The organism is Flavobacterium ginsengisoli (assembly GCF_029625315.1).
Taxonomy (GTDB): domain Bacteria; phylum Bacteroidota; class Bacteroidia; order Flavobacteriales; family Flavobacteriaceae; genus Flavobacterium; species Flavobacterium ginsengisoli.
In genome coordinates this window covers 3,596,151-3,615,968 of sequence record NZ_CP121110.1, presented here as the reverse complement: position 1 = coordinate 3,615,968, position 19,818 = coordinate 3,596,151, and the positions used below count along the sequence as shown (strand labels likewise).

Annotated in this window: 11 protein-coding genes and 4 pseudogenes; 4 read left to right on the top strand and 11 right to left on the bottom strand. The window is 32.2% G+C overall.

Annotated elements, in window-relative coordinates; genetic code table 11:
• Positions 1-508 precede the first annotated feature (508 nt).
• Both P5P87_RS16835 and P5P87_RS16830 read left to right on the top strand, forming a co-directional pair.
• Positions 509-1,954: a hypothetical protein gene (locus P5P87_RS16835; protein WP_278020009.1), complete on the top strand. Its 1,446-nt coding sequence runs from the start codon at positions 509-511 to the stop codon at positions 1,952-1,954.
• Between the two features lie 45 nt (positions 1,955-1,999).
• Entirely contained in the window at positions 2,000-2,572 is a 573-nt protein-coding gene (locus tag P5P87_RS16830) for a DUF6705 family protein (RefSeq protein ID WP_340696695.1), read from the top strand.
• A 347-nt stretch (positions 2,573-2,919) separates the two neighbouring features.
• Here the strand turns inward: P5P87_RS16830 and P5P87_RS16825 are convergent, their stop codons facing one another.
• The 7 genes and pseudogenes from P5P87_RS16825 to P5P87_RS16795 form a co-directional block, all read right to left on the bottom strand.
• Positions 2,920-3,681: a hypothetical protein gene (locus P5P87_RS16825; RefSeq protein ID WP_278020007.1), complete on the bottom strand. Its 762-nt coding sequence runs from the start codon at positions 3,679-3,681 to the stop codon at positions 2,920-2,922.
• Between the two features lie 78 nt (positions 3,682-3,759).
• A pseudogene (locus P5P87_RS16820) lies at positions 3,760-6,040 on the bottom strand (helix-turn-helix domain-containing protein).
• 103 nt (positions 6,041-6,143) lie between these two features.
• Positions 6,144-6,729 (bottom strand): annotated as a pseudogene (locus P5P87_RS16815) (OmpH/Skp family outer membrane protein).
• A 236-nt stretch (positions 6,730-6,965) separates the two neighbouring features.
• Positions 6,966-7,815 (bottom strand): annotated as a pseudogene (locus P5P87_RS16810) (class I SAM-dependent methyltransferase).
• A 433-nt stretch (positions 7,816-8,248) separates the two neighbouring features.
• The gene (gene mnmG, locus P5P87_RS16805; RefSeq protein ID WP_278020006.1) at positions 8,249-10,120 is read right to left on the bottom strand and encodes a tRNA uridine-5-carboxymethylaminomethyl(34) synthesis enzyme MnmG; all 1,872 of its coding nucleotides are present in this window, start codon (positions 10,118-10,120) and stop codon (positions 8,249-8,251) included.
• A gap of 842 nt (positions 10,121-10,962) precedes the next feature.
• Positions 10,963-11,382 (bottom strand): rRNA maturation RNase YbeY, encoded by a 420-nt coding sequence (ybeY, locus tag P5P87_RS16800; RefSeq protein ID WP_177211524.1) that lies wholly within the window; start codon positions 11,380-11,382, stop codon positions 10,963-10,965.
• Positions 11,379-14,781, bottom strand: a pseudogene (locus P5P87_RS16795) (hypothetical protein). The gene ybeY and the pseudogene P5P87_RS16795 overlap by 4 nt, the downstream one beginning before the upstream one ends.
• Positions 14,782-14,944: 163 nt before the next feature.
• Here P5P87_RS16795 and gltX point away from each other — a divergent pair.
• Both gltX and P5P87_RS16785 read left to right on the top strand, forming a co-directional pair.
• Positions 14,945-16,450 carry a glutamate--tRNA ligase gene (gltX, locus tag P5P87_RS16790; protein WP_278020005.1) on the top strand — a complete coding sequence of 502 codons (1,506 nt, stop codon included), beginning with the start codon at positions 14,945-14,947 and terminating at the stop codon, positions 16,448-16,450.
• A 135-nt stretch (positions 16,451-16,585) separates the two neighbouring features.
• Positions 16,586-17,569 (top strand): SPFH domain-containing protein, encoded by a 984-nt coding sequence (locus P5P87_RS16785; protein WP_278020004.1) that lies wholly within the window; start codon positions 16,586-16,588, stop codon positions 17,567-17,569.
• Between the two features lie 20 nt (positions 17,570-17,589).
• On the opposite strand, the gene P5P87_RS16780 is transcribed toward P5P87_RS16785, so the two are convergent.
• From P5P87_RS16780 to P5P87_RS16765, 4 genes are all read right to left on the bottom strand, one after another.
• A complete protein-coding gene (locus tag P5P87_RS16780) occupies positions 17,590-17,844 on the bottom strand; it encodes a DUF6327 family protein (RefSeq protein WP_111378724.1) in 255 nt (84 codons plus the stop codon).
• Positions 17,845-17,846: 2 nt separating this feature from the next.
• Complete coding sequence (locus P5P87_RS16775; RefSeq protein ID WP_198855072.1) at positions 17,847-18,197, bottom strand: competence protein; 351 nt, start codon at positions 18,195-18,197, stop codon at positions 17,847-17,849.
• Positions 18,198-18,270: 73 nt separating this feature from the next.
• Positions 18,271-18,597: a YtxH domain-containing protein gene (locus P5P87_RS16770; protein WP_278020003.1), complete on the bottom strand. Its 327-nt coding sequence runs from the start codon at positions 18,595-18,597 to the stop codon at positions 18,271-18,273.
• A 93-nt stretch (positions 18,598-18,690) separates the two neighbouring features.
• The gene (locus tag P5P87_RS16765; protein ID WP_278020002.1) at positions 18,691-19,170 is read right to left on the bottom strand and encodes a hypothetical protein; all 480 of its coding nucleotides are present in this window, start codon (positions 19,168-19,170) and stop codon (positions 18,691-18,693) included.
• Positions 19,171-19,818 lie beyond the last annotated feature (648 nt).

Below are 19,818 nucleotides of genomic sequence, written 5' to 3'. Positions count from 1 at the left end.
AAAAAAAACATAGAAGAATAATATTGCTCTGCAGAAATTAAAATTGACACAAATAACTCAAGAAAAAGTAACTTGAAAAGCACTTCTTGCCATTTAATACAAAAGCCCGATTTCTAAACGAATCGGGCTTTTTGTTTATCGTGAAACAATTTTTGCGTCTTGCGATAGAATTTCTTTTTCCAATTGATATTTTAATAACATCTAAGGCGCCTATTATTATCGCCTAAATTGTAAAATGACATTCATCTTTAAAATTCCCTTTTTTATTCGTACTGATGATTTCCAATTGATATCAAAATATCAAAACAAAAGTATTTAGTAAGATACCTATACTTCTTTCCTAGACTTCTCGCATTATTTTATCTAAATAAAATAAATTTATAAAATAAATATTACATTATTTAACAAATAAAACCATAAAAATAATCTTTTTCTTATATTTTATCATTATAATTACATCTATAATCCTAAATAGTTGCATAGAATATTAACCTTTAAATGCCAAAATATGAGAAGAAAAATTAAGAATGCCGCAAGATTTATGATTGTCTTTTTAATTCTTGCTACTTCTATCAAGTGTCAAAAAGATGACAATGATGTAGGACAGACAGATGCTAAAATTATGCAATCTGCCAAAGTATGGTTTAAAAACTATGAAGCAAAAGGTGAAAATTTTGCTTTACTTAAGAACTTAAATTACAATTGGAATGATGCAGAAATTACAAATTCAAAAGATGGAACACAAACAATTATAGTTCCTATAATTGAAGTAAAAAAAGATCAAACAGAGCTTTGGGAACAAAAATTGTATATTTATAAACTATCCGAAAACAATTACGAAGCGATGGTCTTTGAAATATATCCAGATGCAGATAATTTATCAATTAATAGTCCTTCTTTTAATGGCTATATAGTAGGGTGGGATTTAAAAAAGGGTTTTGTAAAAACTGCTAAGTTCGAAAACAATAGACTTATTGAAAATGGTGTTCTTACCTTAGCCCTTAAAAACAAACAAACTACAGGTAAAGCCCCTTCAAATCAAGTCGCCTGTCCTGCCGGAATAGAATGTGACGTAGATGGAGGAGGAACTACAGATACAGGTATACAATTAAAAGAAGTTGTAGTAAACAATAATTATCAAAATCCTTCGGGAGGAGGAGGTATTATTTACAATGGCACAGGTGGTACTAATCCAAATTACTCAGATGCTGGTTCTTATACCAATCATGGTACAGGTACAGGTTCTGGTTCTGAAGGTGGAGAAGATCAAAATGGAAATTCAACAGATCCTTGCGGACAAATGAAAGCATTAATAGACGTTACAAAAACAGGAAATATGAAACCTAGTATTGATTGGTTAAAGGGAAAAGTAATGGCTTCTGTCAATAGATTGGAACACGGTGTTGAAGTAAAAAAACTCATGAATCCAGATGGGACTTACAGGTATGAGTATAATCAGATATCATCACTAGATGAATTTTCAGTTCCATTATCAACAGGCTCTTCATATATTGGTGGAGCACATTCTCACCCAAAAAATGGCTATGCAATGTTTTCTTTTGGAGATGTAAAATTTTTAAGAAATGCTTATAATGATGCATCTCCAAGCAGAAAAGAAGATGTTTTTTGTATAATGGTCGCCAAAGATAAAGCCGGGAATGTAAATACTTATTCTATAAAAGTTAACGATTTTGCGTTATTAGACAGTAAGGTAAATTCAGTCTGGAATAATCCAAATTTAAATGATAAGTCAGAAAAAGAAAAATTAAAAAAAATACATGATGAACAGGCTGTATTATATGATGAAAGCGGAGGAGCCTTAGAAGAAAGTTTTCTCAAACAATTTGGCGCTTTTGGCATATCCATTTATAAAGCAGATCCATTATTGACTAAATGGAGCAAATTAGAACTTAATCCAACTACAAAAAAAGCAAATCTTGTACCTTGTACTTAACAATAATAAAATGATTATGAAAAACTATATTAATTTTTTAGCAGTATTTTTTATTTTTTAAATAGCTGTTCGGGACAAAGTCAGATATTAGACATAACAACACCAAAAGAAGGATTTGTCGGCATAAGAGGCGCATATTATAAAGATACAAAAAATGTGTTAAACGGGTATGATGGCACTTATGTGTATACCAATGGCAATACATCCTTGAAAATAAAACTCCAGAAAAATATAAAGACTTCTATGAATGGTGCTTATTATGAAGACTTAATTGTTGGAGAATACCAATTAATTGAAAATGGAATTGAAAAAGTCAACACATTAAGTAGATTAACTCCGACAAGCAACAGTAATAATATAAGTGGCAAAAGGGTTCTGACAGGTACTGTATTAGGCTGCGATGATTGCTCAACAGATGAAAAACGCCTTAGACTAGGTTTTAGTGATGAACTGTCTCCTCAAGTAGGAGAAATTGATATAAGAAAAACTACTGTCAATGGAAAACCTGCAATTATCGCAGAAATTTGGTATACGGGACCAATGGCTGTTAGGGAAGGCCAGCCAAAACCAAAGCCAGCAATTATAAAAGGCGGTAAATATTTGATGATAAAACAATAGCCTATATATAAAATCCTCAAGTATTACTGATACTTGAGGATTAAAAAATGGAACCTATGAAAAATAGACGCTTACCATTCTATTTTTTATTCTGCTAAACAGCACCTGTGGACAATCTGGAGAGGTTTTCATTTCAACAATAACATCATCTGGCAATAAACAGATGAAATTATTTTTGGCGCCATAGCAAGATTTAATAGATAGAATTGTATGTCCTACTTTGGCGACACAAATATTACCTACTAAATCCATGATTCTAAACAAACAGTAGATTACCAAGAACTTGACAAAGCAATTTTCGCCATTTAACATAAAAGCCCGATTTCTAAACGAATCGGGCTTTTTGTTTATCGTGAAACAATTTTTGCGTCTTGCGATAGAATTTCTTTTCCGGACTGATAAACCGTCAACACTGCAGGTGGCGAATCTTTCTGACCCAAAACAATAAAATAACATCTATACTTGAAATTGCCTTTTTTAAAATCAAAATAATGATTTCCTCCTGTTCCGTCTGCAACAAAAACTCCTTTTTCTATTATAAGATCTGGATTTTCAGTCATTTCCTGTTTGATGGACCATGAAGCGTAACGATAATTATCATTTCCTAAATCATCAATTCTAATTCTGAATTTGGATGTTTCCAGAATTGCAACAGGTTTTTTAAATTTTGAAAGTGAATTATTTACTGCATTTTTCTGCTTTGCGATTAGTTCATTTTTCATTTTCAGTTCTTCATCAGATTGATGATTGATACTGATGATTCTTCCATCTGTATCGATCCACATATCTCCTCGATTGAGCATAATTCCCCTCCATCCTACTTCTGACCAATCTTTTGCAGGATCCGATTTTGTTATTTTTTCAACCAGAACTTTATCAAAAATTTGATTATATCTTTTTACAAAATCGGCCTTATCCTTTACTGACGGAATTGGATATTCTCTCTTGAACGGAAATTTTATTCGCTTTGCAATTGCTTCTTTATCGCCTGTTTTCACTTCCAAAATAAACTTCGAAATAAATTTCTGGTATTCTGGTTTCAAATCCTGAGCAATCAAAAACGAAGAATTAAACACCAAAATTGTTAGCAATATTTTAAATGTTTTCATGTCAAAAATAATTTAATGCGTTAGAAATTAGATTTTTGAAAAACAGAAAACAGTGTTTCACGTAGGACGCTTCAGAAATTAATTTATGCTCGCTTTAAACATTTTCAATTCGTCCCAAGTAAATTCATCTCCATATTTTTCTTTCAAAGGACTCAAAGATTCTTCTTGATAAAACTGGAACGCTTCACGCAAGGCCAAAATTTTATCATACGGAAGAACATCAGTAATTTCGATTTTCTTCGACTGAATAAGTCTTATCAAATGGCCTTCGATAGTTTGAACATTCAATTTACGCATTCTCGCAATATCTTCAATAGAATTTTTATCCATCCACAAATCGTACGTTTCTTCGACTGTCGTTTTTTTAGCCGTTTTAAGCTCGTTTTTCTCTGTCTTAGCTGATTTGTATCGAACAACGGGTTCTTCTGTTCTAAAAATGTCTGTATTTGTCGTTTTCAGCTCTTCTCTTATCCTTTCCGTTTTGTTCGCTTTGTAATTTTTAATATTTGGCGACGTCAGCTTTTCTTTACTGATTTCTTCGCCGGCAACAACAACTTCGATCAATAACTTGGCTTTCATCAATCGCAAAACGGCTTTGGTTTGAAGATCTTCTAAAAAATTAAGTTCCTCATAGAACTCTTTAACTTTTTTAAATCTTTGAATTTCAGCCATTTTGTAGATTAGATCATCGACCAACTTATCCATTTGTTTGAAGAAATAATCGTAGGCCGCATCTACCCTTTCTTTCACAAAAAACAAATCGACCGTTTCTTTGATGAAAATTTTATTGAGTTGCGAAATGAATTTCTGCGAAGGATCTAAAAGCTGCTCCATAATTTCCATGCGCTTGTGTGCCCAAACTGCATGTTTCGTTTTTTCGGAGCCAGCGACATTTTCGTTATAACTAAAACGATGATTTCGCCATTCTTGCGCCAATTCTCCCCAATTAAAACTGTTTATCAAATAGTTATGAATAAAATTTTTGGTTTCGAAGTGAAGCGCTTTCTCCAAAGTCTCTTCTGTCGCTCTATTCAAAGCGTAATCCATCACATCTTGATCGTTCGAAATGCCATTCATCTGCATCGGAGAAAGCAAAATAAGCCCGTTTAACGAACGCAAACGCGAAAGTGCTACATAGGCCTGCCCAGGAAGAAAAACTTGCGATACATCGAGCGCTGCTTTGTCAAAAGTTAAACCTTGGCTTTTGTGCACCGTAATAGCCCAAGCCAACTTGATTGGGTAATGCGCAAAAGTTCCCAAAACCTCTTCTTCGATATCTTTGGTTTGTTCGTTGACTTTGTAGCGGATATTTTTCCATTCGTACTTTTCAACTTCAAGCGTCATGTTCTCTTCTGGAAAGTGAACAAAGATTTCTTCTTCAGAAAGAGATTTGATTACGCCCATCTTTCCGTTAAAATATCTTTTCTCAAAAGACAAATCATTTTTGACGAACATGATCTGTGCGCCCACTTTTAATTTCAGTTCTTCCTCGACAGGAAATATCTTTTCTGGAAAATCTCCCACCACAAATGGCGTATACACATATTCTTTACCATCTAAATCACTGATTGACTGTGAGTTGATAGAATCTGCTTTGGCATTATGTGTCGTAAGTGTAATATATCCTTTGTTCTCTTTGAAATCAAAATCTGGCTTAACATACTGATTTAGAATGGCTATGTCTTCTGGAGTGATCTGATTATTTCGAAGATTGTTCAAAACCGAAATAAAAGCATCGTCTGTCTGGCGATAGATTTTTGACAATTCAATATAAATTGGCGGATACGTTTGGAGAACATGAGAATGAAAAAAGAATTTCCCTCGGTAATAATTTTTCAGTGTTCGCCATTCTTCATCACGAATAACCGGCGGCAATTGCGGCAAATCTCCAATAAACAAAACTTGGACTCCGCCAAAAGGCTGTGTGTTTCTTCGAACGGTTTGCATCATGAAATCGACAGCATCTAATAAATCGGCCCGCATCATACTGACTTCATCAATAACCAGAAGCTCCATGTTTTTGATAACATTTCGCTTGACATTATTCATTTTGAAATGGCGACGAAGTGATTCCTTGTTTTCAAACTTTACCGTTTCCGTAAATTGTGCGCTCGCTTCGTACGACGGAATAAAAGCAGAAAATGGAAGTTGAAACATGGAATGGATTGTTACTCCTCCGGCATTCAAAGTCTGCGATTCCTGTTGGTGCAACGACCACAGTATTTTTATGCGTTGTTGCGATGATTTCACGCAAAAGCGTAGTTTTTCCAGTACCTGCTTTTCCCGTAAGGAAAATAGATTTTTGAGTCTGATTGATGAATTGTAAAGTATAAGTTGCCGCTTCTGAAACGTTCTGCATTGGGCTTGTATTAAAAAAATAAAATTACCGCATTTTTATAAAAAGAAAAAACCTAAATCGCAGTTGATTTAGGTTTTCAGTAATTTAGTTAGTTTGGTAGTTTTTATTTTTTTGCTTCGCCTTCTTTTGTTTCAGTTGCTGGTTTTGCATCTGCTTTAGGCTCTGCTTTGTATTTGTCGTTTAATGCTTTTACAATATCTTTTGTGATATCGTATTTCTCTTCAGCATACAAAATTGATGCAGCATCTCCTGTTCCGTAGATGTAAGAGTAACCATTTTTCTTTCCGTAGTCTTTAATGAATTTTTTAACTCCACTAACAAGAGAATCCATTTCAACACCACTTTCTTGTTGTAATTGTTGTGCTAATGCTTGTTGTGCATAACCTAATTGCTTGCTCTCTTTTTTGCAATTCAGCTCCTCTTTGCTGTGCCCAAGCTTGACCGTTTGCTTGTGCCTGGCTTTGAAAATTAGCGGCGTCTTGTTTAAAACGTGAAATCTCAGCTTGTAATTGTCTACCTTTTTCTTCCGCTTGAGCTTTGTACTTTGCCTCTAAATCTTTTGCCTCAGTGTATTCTTTCATTAAAACCGAAGTATCCACGTAAGCTGTTTTTACTTCCTTTACCTCTGCTGTTTTATTACAAGAAACTGCGAAAACTGAAAGTGCGATAATAACTAATGCTTTTTTCATTTTTTTAAATTCTATTTTTTTAAGTATTGAAGACAAAAATATAAAAAAATCAATAGCATCAGCATAAAGTTTAAAAAATGCGCAAATTTTATGATATTGTTTTTATTTATCGAAAAAATAATACCAATAATTCAACTTTATAACATAAAAACCATTGTTTTTTATCATTTTTTTTAATCAAAAAAGCTATTTCTTCATGTTTTTAAGAAATAGCTTTTTATTTATTATTTTGAACTCTATTTGTTCTTTAGAACATAAATATGCGATGAATATTCTTTTGTGTTTTTTGCTTTCAAATTTGATTTCAAACCAACGAAAAAAGCTTTAATATAATTCATCTTTCCCGTTTTGTATTTTTCGGACAAAAGGCTCACGTAAAACGAATCAAACTTCATTGGAAGGATTTTTTCCAATTTCATATCAACCCTTTCAAAAAGCACTTGGATTGATTTTTTTGAAAAATGCCAAAAGTGAATTGGCACATCATAAGTCTGCCCAAAAAGTTTGATAGTGATTTGCGTCAAACGATTTATAGTTTGGAACCGCAACAATTAAAGTTCCAGTTGGTTTTAATAAACGCTTCAATTCTTGAATCTGAAGTTCTAAATCTGGAACGTGTTCCAAAACATGCCACATTGTAATTACATCCAAAGAATTACTTTCTAAAGTGCTAGTTTCTTCAACAAATGAAATTCCTTTTTCTTTCGCAATATTTTTTGCTCGATCGCTTGGTTCTACCCCAATGGTTTCCCAACCATCATTTTTTGCTGTTAGAAGAAAATCTCCAGTTCCAGCTCCAATATCCAAAAGTTTTCCTTTTTTCGATTGCTGGCTATTGATTAGATTCAATTTATTCTTAAGCGCAATATTTTTTACAAAATGATATGCTTTTTCAAATAACGAACGTTTGTTATCTGTATGCGAAATATAATCTTCGCTTTCGTAGTATTTGCCTAAATTTTGAAGTTCGGGCTGCGGAGAAGTAATTAGCATATCTAATTCTTCATCGTAATACAAATCAAAAATTTCTTTTGAAACAGAATGGTCTTTTACCGTAAGAAAGTGTTTTTTGTTTAAAACGTTCATTTTTTAAATTTATAGATATTTGGGTTTAATTTATAGCAAATCCTAAAAACGAAATTTTATCGCTTTTAGGATTTTTGTTTTTTTCTTTTATTCTTCTAAACTCTTTTTGATTTCTTCAAAATTGATAATTCAATACAATTGCAAATCTACTTTATTCAGCCTCTTTACAAATTAATATCCTTTTCAAATTTGATTTTCTTTCCATCTGAAACGGCTAATAATTCAAATTATTTCAAAAAAAATCATTCTTATTTCAGCAAAAGGTTTCACGTGGAACAGAAACAATTTAAGATTTCAGACTTTAGATTCTAGATTTATTCTCGATTCTGAAATAAAAAACTAAAAGCATTATAGTTTCACGTGGAACATTTAAAAGTTTTTAGTCCCAGTTTAAAGTCTCAGTAAAAACTGAAAACTAGGAATGCAAACTTTTTTACCTTCCCATATAAATCAAAAGCACGGAAATATCACTTGGTGACACTCCGCTAATTCTTGAAGCTTGTGAAATAGTTACAGGACGAATCTTGCTTAATTTCTGTTTTGCTTCAATAGACATCGACTTGATTTTATTATAATCAAAATTGTCTGGAATTTTCACTTCTTCCAAACGATTTAATTTATCTGCATTATTTCTTTCTTTTTCGATATAACCAGAATATTTAACCTGAATTACGGCTTGTTCTACAATTTCTTCATCCAAATCATTTTCTTTGATATATGCTTCAACCTTTTCAAATTTCAACATATCTTCTAATTCAATTTGTGGACGAGAAAAAATCTTAAACATTTTATCTCCTTGAGAAATTGGTGCTGATTCTTTTGCTTCCAAAATCGGATTTGTTTCTGCAATCGTAACACTAGTTTCTTTAAAGAATTGAACCATCTTTTCAGATTCGTTTAATTTCTTTTCCATTCTTCGTAAACGATCTTCAGAAGCTAAACCAATTTCGTATGACATTGGAGTCAATCTGAAATCGGCATTATCTTGACGTAACAAAGTTCTATACTCCGCTCTTGATGTAAACATACGATATGGTTCTTCTGTTCCTTTCGTAATCAAGTCATCAATTAGAACTCCGATATACGCTTCGTCACGTTTTAAAATCAATGGATCTTTTTCATGTACTTTCAAGTGTGCATTTATTCCAGCCATCAAACCTTGAGAAGCTGCTTCTTCGTAACCTGTAGTTCCGTTAATCTGTCCTGCAAAATATAATCCTTCAACTAACTTTGTTTCCAAAGTATGTTTTAATTGCGTTGGAGGAAAGAAATCATATTCGATTGCATAACCAGGTCTAAAGAATTTTACATTTTCAAAACCTGCAACTGAACGAAGCGCTTTGAACTGGATATCTTCTGGAAGTGAAGTTGAAAATCCGTTTACGTAAACTTCGCAAGTATTCCATCCTTCTGGCTCAACAAATAATTGGTGACGTTCTTTATCCGCAAAACGATTTATTTTATCTTCAATCGACGGACAATATCTTGGTCCCAAACTTTTGATTCTTCCGTTGAACATTGGAGAACGATCAAAACCTTCTCTCAAAATATCATGAACATTCAAAGACGTATACGTCATGTAACAAGAACGCTGATGCGTTAACGGAGAAGTCACATCTGAATAAGAAAACTTAGCTGGCGTTGCATCTCCTTTTTCTTCATTCATTTTAGAATAATCTAAAGAACGTCCATCTACTCGAGGTGGCGTTCCTGTTTTCATTCTTCCAGCTTCAAAACCTGCTTTGATCAAATCTTCTGTAATTCCGGTTGCAGCACTTTCTCCTGCTCTACCTCCTCCGAATTGTTTTTCTCCGATATGAATTAAACCATTCAAAAAAGTACCATTCGTCAAAACCACAGATTTGGAACGAATCTCCACACCAAGTGAAGTTCTAATTCCTTTTATCTTTCCATCTTCGATTATCAACCCTTTTACCATCTCTTGATAAAAATCAAGATTTGGAGTTGCCTCCAACATCATTCTCCATTCTTCTGCAAAACGCATTCTATCACTTTGAACTCTTGGCGACCACATTGCAGGTCCTTTTGATTTGTTCAACATCTTGAACTGAATCGCAGTCTTATCAGAAACAATTCCTGAATATCCACCAAGCGCATCAATTTCACGAACGATCTGTCCTTTTGCAATTCCACCCATCGCAGGATTACAAGACATCTGTGCTATGTTTTGCAAACTCATTGTAACCAATAAAGTTTTCGATCCCAAATTTGCAGCCGCAGCCGCAGCTTCAGAACCAGCATGGCCTGCACCAACCACAATAACATCGTATTCTTCTAAAAACATTTTGTTTTATTATTCTCCAAAAACCGCTAACGCGGTTTCTAGAATTACATTTATATTTTTCTTGTTCCACGTGGAACTTTTATTTTTGTTTCAGGTTTCAAGTTTCAGGTTTCAAGTTTCAGGTTTCAAGTTTCAGGTTTCAAGTTTCAAGTTCAAACTGAAACCTGCAAACTGATATCTTCAAATTCAGAAAACAAATAAAAACGTTTCACGTGGAACATCTTTTTATTTACTTTCAAACAGAACTTTCAAACAGAACTTTCAAACAGAACTTTCAAACAGAACTTTCAAACAGAACTTTCAAACAGAACTTTCAAACAGAACTTTCAAACAGAACTTTCAAACAGAACTTTCAAACAGAACTTTCAAACAGAATCTTTTCAATAAATGTTTCACGTGAAACATTTCTAAACTTCCATTCTAAACTTCCATTCTAAACTTCCATTCTAAACTTCCATTCTAAACTTCCATTCTAAACTTCCATTCTAAACTTCCATTCTAAACTTCCATTCTAAACTTCCATTCTAAACTTCCATTCTAAACTTCCATTCTAAACTTCCATTCTAAACTTCCATTCTAAACTTCCATTCTAAACTTCCAAAGAACATTTTAAAATCATGTTCCACGTGAAACATCCTATTCTTTCTCTTTCAAATTCAAACTTAAAAAATCGTTCCACGTGGAACGATTTAATCTTTAATTCAAATTCTTTACATTAACGTTCCACGTGGAACGTTGTAAAATTCTTTTATTTTCTTCGGATATGTTTCACGTGGAACGTTATAAAAATTTAAAAATCCAAAACGTTTCACGTGGAACATATGTATTAAAAAGATGTTTAATTACTGTTCCACGTGAAACATCTTCATTTTCTCTTCTTCCTTCTGTCTCATTAATTGAGCTTCTTCCTCTGACTTATCTTTGTATCCACAGTAATGTAGTATACCATGAGATAGCACCCTTTTAAGTTCTTCAGCAAATGAAACATTGAAGTCTTTTGCATTATCTGCAACGCGTTCTACAGAAACAAAAATATCTCCATTTAACTCGTTACCAACTGAATAATCAAAACTAATTATATCAGTTAAAGTGTCGTGATCTAAATATTCTACATTGATTTTATGAAGATACTCATCATCACAAAATATATAATTGATTTCTCCTTCATTCTTGTTTTCAGAAACAATTACAGCACTAAGCCAGTCACTAAAAGCCTGCTCGTCTCCTAAAGTAAAATCTGTTTCGTAATTAAAATTTATCATTTTGTATTAAAGTATTCTTGAACTTTTTGATTAAAATTCGAGCGCAAAGGTAGTGATTGTCTGTTTAATATCTCTACACTGTTTAAATATTCCAATAGTGAACTTGGCAAAGCATTGGAACGATTAGTAAATTCAGCCTTATTAGTTTCAGATTGTCTTTGTGTATCTTGACCTTGTTGCTGAACTGCGTTATTCAATTTCAATAATTCTTGCTGAATATTTAATATACGTTGCAAGTTCTCATTCTTAAATCCTTTGTTCAAAATCTGCTTTTCAGATTGTTTCATTTGATCTATTACAGATTTACCTTGAGAGTCTAAACCTTTCTTTGCTAATTCTTTTTGAAGTGCTTCACGAAGTTTAACTTGCTCTTTGTAAATCTCCATTATAGCTTCAGCATCTCCTTCTCCATCTTCTCCTTCATTACCGTTCTTCTCTCCTTTTCCATTCTTTCCATCTTTACCCGAAGAACCTTTATCTCCACTTTTGTTACCTTGTCCTTCTTTACCCTGACCATCTTTTCCTTGCCCATTTTGTCCCTGCCCAGATTTTCCATCTTTACCTTCTCCAGGTTTATCTCCAGATTGCTGTCCAGGTTTCATACCTTCTTTCATCTTATCAGCAAGTCCTTTTTGTTTCTGAATAATATCTGGCAATTGCATTCCTTGTCCGTCTCCAGGTTTAGGTTTCCCCGCTCCCGGTTTAGACATAGACATCTGCATATTATTCAATAAATCACTTAAGAAATCGGCTAACTTATTGGCTGATGAAACTGCATATTGTTGGTGTGAAACTCCTCTTGGAATCTGAACATCAGTTAAAGTTTCTATAGCCTTGTCCATGTTATATTGAACATTTCCAATTTCTTTAGTTACATCTTCAGCTACCTTTGGGTTACGTAGCGAAAGTGCAAACAAACTGTCATCAACATGTCTGAACTGCTGTTTCAAATTCTGCTGAATCTTTATGTTTTTTGTAAATGCAGAAGAACCTAATTTCATTGCTTTGAACTGTTTCATCACATCTTCTTGCGACAAAGAATAAGCTAAAAGATTATCTAGAATCTGACGAAGCATTGCTACATCTTCTTCCAATTGTTCTTGTTCTCCACCTTCCATTTCGCTCTGCATTTCTTGAGCCATAGACTTCATTTTCTTTGCAAGCACTTTTCTGTTTTGGTTTAGCTCCAGAAGTATTCTTTTTACTCAATTCTTCAGAAGCTTTATTAAGATCATTATCTACATCTTTCTCTTTTGAAGCATCAGATGGAATGTCCAAAGGTTTCTTTAAGGTCTTATTTTCCTCTTTCAAATCTTTTAAATCTTCCTGAATCTTATCAAAAGATTTATTGATTTCATCCTGTTTTTCTTTAGTATTTTCTTTCTCTTTATTTGATAACTGTTCCTGTTGTTCTGACAGTTTATTTAATTTCTCAGCAACCTGTTCTGCTTTCTTTGAAACATAAAAACGTTTGGTTAACTCAACCAATTGTTCTAGATTACGAGATTGGTTTTTACTAATTTGCTTGAACTTTTCAATCTTATCAAACAGCTCTTCACTGTTTAATTTATCGTTTAAGTTCTTCAACTCGTCTAATAATTTCTGATTCTTTTCTAAATCTTTCTGTGCATTATCTAAACGCTTTTGTAAATCTTCGGCAGTTTTATCTTTCTTATCCTCTTTAAACTTATCTAGATTCTGATTCATCTTTTCAGAAAATTGCTTCATCATTTCGTCTTGTTGTTTCTGACGTTTGATAAAATCATTGATCTTCTGCTGATCTTTAAACTCTAAATTATCTTTTTCTTTTCCAGTATTCTGAAGCTTATCCATTTCTGAAATCTGCTTTGTTTGGTTCTTCAAAGATTTAGATAAACTATTGATGTTTTGATTTTGCTGTTGTAATTCTTGATCCTGAATTTCATCTGTTGTAGCTACACGATCTGAAAACGTAGAAGACTTTGTAGACTTAAATCCGTGTGGTGCATCGTTATCAAAAACTTCAAAATAGTACTCGTATGAAACACCTTCTTCTACTGGAAGGTTACTTGGAAAATTAAAAACAAACTGATCAAATACTCCAGCCTTAACAGGAATGTTTCCACGCTTAGCAGATTGAGGTTTGTTACGCTCGTAATACACAATTTGTAATTTAGAAAGTCCATAATCATCACCTAATCTTCCTAGAATATAGTTCTTATCTAGCTTCAAACTATCAGGTGCAGGACCAACATTGATAGTTGGATACTGATCTTTGATTACAGAGAGCTGGTAATCGAGTTTTTCGTAGTTTTTAACCTTATCGTTAGACGTAAGAATTTGATATTCTGTGTTTTGACTAATATTTTTACTCAATTTAAAGTCATTTTCAACCTTATTGAACTTAAATACTTCATTATCTCTTTTCCATTCAACTTCTTGTGTAGATTTGGTATTCATTTTCCAAGTTACGGTCGTTCCTTCAGGTACAATTGCATTTCCAGTTCCTTGAATTGTCTCTGATTTTTTCTTTAGATAAGAAGGAAAATTTAAAACCATTTCGAAGTTTGCAATAGACGGAACTGTGATTACTTTCAATTCGTATTCTTCTGAAACAACAGAATTTCCTTCAAAAGAAAATTGAATATTCTCAGCTGGTTTCTCCACTTTAAATTCAAACTTTCCAGGTTGAGAAGATTCCATAAAATAGCTTTCATTTCCAATATGAATCATAACATTCTCTGGAACTATATTTCCAACAGATTCCATTTTAATAACGAAATCTTTATTTTGTTCAGCTTGTAAATTCGAATTCAAAACCACAAACTTAAATGGAGCTGGTGGCAAAAATGCAGAATTGAAATGCACTACTCTATTCAAACTTTGAGAAATTACATTACTATTTCCAGAAATATAAAACACAGCAAAAAGCAAAATTGGAACTAAAGCCAATGGTAAATATTTTTTGTTAGCTTTAAAATTGATTGCATTTCCAAAAGGAATTGGCTGTAATGAATTTGCTTTTTGCTCAATTGAAGCTAAAACCAATTCTGAACTTTCTGAATTATTTTCAGAAGACAATTGCAAAAAGTTAGTAAGCTTATCACTCACTTCTGTAAAATGATTTCCAATAATTTTTGAAGCCTGACTATAATCAATTCCCTTTTGAAGTTTGAACAACTTGAACAAAGGAAAAAGAATTAAACGGACTAAAAGGAAAACTTCAACTCCGACAAATAACCAAAATAGTAAAGTTCTTCCTAATGGTTTTAACCAAAGAAAGTACTCCACAAAAAGCGTAAATAGAAAATATAATAATCCAAAACCGGTAAAAAGTAATATCCCTTTTATCAGTTCGTTGGTATAATATTTCTTAATGAAAGCCTCTAACTTTTGATATATTGCAGATGATGTTTTCAAAATAAATCTGTTTTAATTATAACCTATAAAAGTAGTAATTATAACAATAAGTCTGAAAGTCAAAAGTCGAAAGTCAAAAGTTTAGCACACAGCTAAAAACCTTTCAAACTTTCGACTTTTGGCTTTTGACTAATATCGTATCTTTGCAACAAAATTTAAACAAATGTCAAAGCAAGTTCGTGTGCGTTTTGCACCAAGTCCGACTGGACCGTTACATATTGGCGGAGTTCGTACTGCCTTATTTAATTATTTATTTGCAAAGAAACATAATGGTGTTTTTTATCTGAGAATTGAAGATACAGATCAGACTCGTTTTGTTCCTGGTGCAGAAGCTTACATTATGGAAGCTCTTGAATGGTTAGGAATTGCTCCTGAAGAAACGGTTGGGAAAAATGAAAAATTTGGTCCATACAGACAAAGCGAACGTAAAGATTTATACCAACAATATGCAGATCAGTTGATCAATTCTGGTTGGGCATATTATGCATTTGATACTCCTGAAGCTTTGGATGCACATAGAAAACAACACGAAGCTGAAGGAAAAACATTTATTTACAATCACCACAATCGTGAAAAACTAGATACATCATTGGTAATTTCTGCAGAAGAAACTACTAAAAGAATTGCAAATGGAGAACATTATGTAATTCGTTTTAAAACTCCAGTTGATGAAACTTTACATTTGAAAGATATCATTCGTGGAGATGTGAAGTTTGAAACTAATCTTTTGGATGATAAAGTTTTATTCAAAAGTGACGGAATGCCAACGTACCATTTAGCGAATATTGTTGATGATCATTTGATGGAAACTTCACATGTAATTCGTGGTGAAGAATGGTTGCCTTCTATGCCACTTCACGTTTTATTATACAAAGCATTTGGTTGGGAAGCTCCAGAATTTGCTCACTTACCTTTGATTTTGAAACCAATTGGAAATGGTAAATTATCAAAAAGAGATGGAGACAAAATGGGATTCCCAGTATTTCCTTTAGAATGGAAAACTGAAGAAGGTGTTTCATCTGGTTACAGAGAAAAAGGATTTTTTCCAGAAGCAGTTGTAAACTTCCTTGCTCTTTTAGGATGGAATGATGGAACTGATAAAGAATTATTTTCTTTAGAAGAATTAGCAGAAGCTTTTGACTTGAACAGAGTTCACAAAGCTGGAGCAAAATTTGATCCAGAGAAAAACAAATGGTTCAATCACCAATATTTAGTAAAACAAAATGATGCTGATTTAGCAAAAACCTTCTCTCCTATTTTAGAAGAAAAAGGCTTCTCGACTCCGCTCGAAGTGACAACTCGCATTGTATCACTTATCAAAGAAAGAGCAAATTTCGTTTCTGAATTTTGGGATTTAACTGATTTCTTTTTCCAAGCGCCAACATCATATGATGAGAAAGCAAGTAAAAACTGGAAAGAAGAAACTCCTACTTTAATGCAAGAACTGATTTCTGTTTTAGAAAATATCGAAGATTTTACTTCTGCAAATATTGAAGCAATCGTAAAAGATTGGTTAACCAAAAACGAAATCGGAATGGGTAAAGTAATGCAACCTTTCCGTCTAAGTTTAGTTGGAGCTCTAAAAGGTCCTCACCTATTTGACATTGTTGAAATCATTGGAAAAGAAGAAACTATTTCTAGAATCCAGAAAGCAATTGAAACTTTATAATTAAAAATTTCATTCAAAAATAGAAACGCTAAGAAACATCGACCAAATGTTCTTAGCGTTTTTTTAATGTTTGATAATTCCTTTTTAGAAGAATTTTCGTAATTTACCGAAATTCATAAATTAAACTAAATAACCATGAGTACAGCATTTATTATCTTTTTAGTATTGGCATTCTTCATTTTCATGTCGTCGTTCTTTACTGTGAAACAACAATCTTCCGTAATTATCGAACGATTTGGAAAATTTCAGAGTGTAAGAAATTCAGGATTACAACTTAAAATTCCGATGGTTGATAGATTGGCCGGAAGAGTAAATCTTAAAATTCAGCAACTAGATGTTATCATCGAAACTAAAACTAGAGACAACGTTTTCATCAAAATGAAAGTTTCAGTTCAGTTCAAAGTGATTCAAGATAAAGTGTATGAAGCATTTTATAAATTAGAATATCCGCATGATCAAATTACTTCTTATGTATTTGACGTAGTTCGTGCCGAAGTTCCGAAACTAAAATTGGATGACGTTTTTGAAAGAAAAGATGATATTGCGGTTGCAGTAAAACGTGAATTGAACGAAGCAATGTCAACTTACGGATATGATATTATCAATACTTTGGTTACTGATATTGATCCGGACATTCAGGTAAAAAATGCAATGAACAGAATCAACGCAGCTGATAGAGAAAAAACTGCAACTGAATTTGAAGCAGAAAGTTCAAGAATTAGAATCGTTGCAAAAGCAAAAGCCGAAGCAGAAAGTAAACGTTTACAAGGTCAAGGTATTGCAGATCAGCGTCGTGAAATTGCAAGAGGTCTTGTAGAAAGTGTTGAAGTTTTGAACAATGTCGGTATTAATTCTCAAGAAGCTTCTGCCCTAATTGTAGTTACTCAACATTATGATACTTTACAATCTATTGGTTCTGATACAAACTCAAATTTAATTCTTCTTCCGAATTCTCCACAAGCCGGAAGCGATATGCTAAATAACATGGTTGCTTCTTTTACGGCTTCAAACCAAGTTGGCGAAATGATGAAAAAGGGAAATAAGAAAATTGAAAAACCAAAACCAACTCACAGACAATCTGGTTATGAAGATGATGTTCAACCAGATGTTCAACAATAATTATAAAATAAAAAAGAGGCTTAATCGCCTCTTTTTCTATTTATGAACCAACCTATTACATACGGTAAAATGGTCTGGATAATTTTTACATAAGAATTTGAAAAGTAATCTGTGTAAGATGAAATGAAACCATTTACAATATTTTGTGGAGTGATACTTTCCTTAGTTTTCTGAAAACTCAAAACCAATTTCTGATAATTGATTTCTTTTTCTAATTTCAAAATTTCTAGATCTCTTTCAATCTCAGCATACGAAGAGTATTTTTTTCTTTCCATAATTAATCATTAAAAAAGATTTCTGAAAATTTCTCCAAAATTGGTCCTTCAACAAATTTGTCTTTTATAAAGAAAAGCAAAATAGTTATTACCAAATAGATTCCTCCTACCGTCAAAAATCCGAGAGCATTACTTTCAAACAGAGAACCAAAAGCATACGCTGCGGCGAAAGATCCAAAAATCATCACCATACTGAAACACAATAAAATTAAAGTAAACTTAAAGATTAAAGTTGTTGATTTCATTGCAACCTTAAAACCCCAAAGTTTGTAATAAGCTAAATGACTTTCAATGTATTCTTTAGCTTGATCCTGAACTTTTTCAGTGTTTTCTTTTAATTCTTCAAAAGCCATATTTAAAATTTTAGATAAAAAAAGCACAAAACTTTCTTATAAAAATAAGCAAGTAATGTGCTTTATAAAAATATTATTTCTGAAGTTTAGCGTTTTGTGCTTTTAACTCAGCCAATTTAGTTTCTAAAAAAGTAATTACTTCTTCTGTTTTATGGCTGACATTAGAAAGTAACTCATTCAAAGTTCCGTCAAGATTATGAGTAGCACTTGTAAATTTTTCACGAAGAACTTCAGAGCTGGCATCAAAAGAATCTTTCAGATTATGTTTAGCATCATCGATACCTTCCTTAATTTTTGCTCTTGTTTTTGATCCTTTATCTGGAGCAAATAAAATTCCGATTGCCGCTCCTGCAGCCGCCGCAGCCAAAATTGTCGCTGCTGTATTTAAATTCTTAGACATGATAGTTACAATTTAAAATTATTAATAAAGATACTCTTTTTTAAAATGATAAAACTTTGATTAATTGCAATTTACAAAAAATTAACAATCTTATTAATACACATAAGCTACAGCTTCGTACTTACCATCTGCTTTTTCAACAATGCTAACAAAAGGATAACCATTTGAAGCCGATCTAGATTTAATTCTCATAGCAGTCTGGTTCTGATTAGCAATTGGCGGTTCACCTTTTGTCCTTGTTGAGACTCCTGTAAAACTAGTCGCTTGTTTCAGTCCTATTGTTTTTTCTTGCGGAAGAACAGTTACCATTTTGTAATCGTCTTTTGAATCAACTACTATTTTATCAGAAACTTTTTGAGTTTGTTTTGTTTCTTTATTTGTAATAGATGAAACTGCATATTTACTGATTTTGATTTCTTCAGAACTTCCGTTTAAAGAATAGTAAACAAAACCATTTTCAGATTTAATAAAATTTACATCAAGTTGTTCTCCGTTGTGTTTTGTAATTTGATGTGTTTGAGAAATTGCAACATTTGCAAATAATAATGCTAGTGTGAAATATAAAATTTTCATGATAAATTAGATTTAAATTAAAAATTGTCAGACCTGAAATTTAAAAACTAAACTTTCACTCAAATTCAACATTATGGTATTTTGTATATTATGACACAATTTGAAAAAATATCTTTTACGGGAAATATTATCAGAATTACATCATAATAAAAATGAGAACATAAAATTGTCTTTTTAGGAAATCAGTTTTGAAAACTTATTGTTATAAAAATTACGAGTTTCTAAAAACAATAAATTTCAACTTAGATTCTTTACGGCAAATTTTAATTTTTTACAAAAATCATCTCTGACTTTTGGTATTGAGTTAAAAATAGCAGTTTTATAAACAATTGTGTGTTAACAACCCGTTAAACTGACTAAAATAACAGTAAAAACTAAAATAAAGCTCTTAAATAAACGATTATCACAAAAACGAGTTATCTATCAAACACGTTTAAAAAATGCCTTAAAATTAATTTATGAAGGTTAAAATTAATATACAAAAACTATTATATTTAATAATTCAATCATTTTTATAAATAATAATTAAAAACTAAACTTTTAAAAAATCTATAATAAAAATTTATAAATAGAAAAACTAAAATAAAGGGCTTTGTAAATAATTAAAAACTATTATATAATATTCTTTAGTTAGTTTTATAAATAATA

Excerpts from the sequence above, each read along its gene's own strand:
- P5P87_RS16835 (WP_278020009.1), top strand. The coding sequence starts at position 509 with ATGAGAAGAAAAATTAAGAATGCCGCAAGATTTATGATTGTCTTTTTA.
- P5P87_RS16775 (WP_198855072.1), bottom strand. The coding sequence starts at position 18,197 with ATGGCTTTTGAAGAATTAAAAGAAAACACTGAAAAAGTTCAGGATCAA.
- P5P87_RS16780 (WP_111378724.1), bottom strand. The coding sequence starts at position 17,844 with ATGGAAAGAAAAAAATACTCTTCGTATGCTGAGATTGAAAGAGATCTA.
- ybeY (WP_177211524.1), bottom strand. The coding sequence starts at position 11,382 with ATGATAAATTTTAATTACGAAACAGATTTTACTTTAGGAGACGAGCAG.
- P5P87_RS16785 (WP_278020004.1), top strand. The coding sequence starts at position 16,586 with ATGAGTACAGCATTTATTATCTTTTTAGTATTGGCATTCTTCATTTTC.
- P5P87_RS16770 (WP_278020003.1), bottom strand. The coding sequence starts at position 18,597 with ATGTCTAAGAATTTAAATACAGCAGCGACAATTTTGGCTGCGGCGGCT.
- mnmG (WP_278020006.1), bottom strand. The coding sequence starts at position 10,120 with ATGTTTTTAGAAGAATACGATGTTATTGTGGTTGGTGCAGGCCATGCT.
- gltX (WP_278020005.1), top strand. The coding sequence starts at position 14,945 with ATGTCAAAGCAAGTTCGTGTGCGTTTTGCACCAAGTCCGACTGGACCG.
- P5P87_RS16825 (WP_278020007.1), bottom strand. The coding sequence starts at position 3,681 with ATGAAAACATTTAAAATATTGCTAACAATTTTGGTGTTTAATTCTTCG.
- P5P87_RS16765 (WP_278020002.1), bottom strand. The coding sequence starts at position 19,170 with ATGAAAATTTTATATTTCACACTAGCATTATTATTTGCAAATGTTGCA.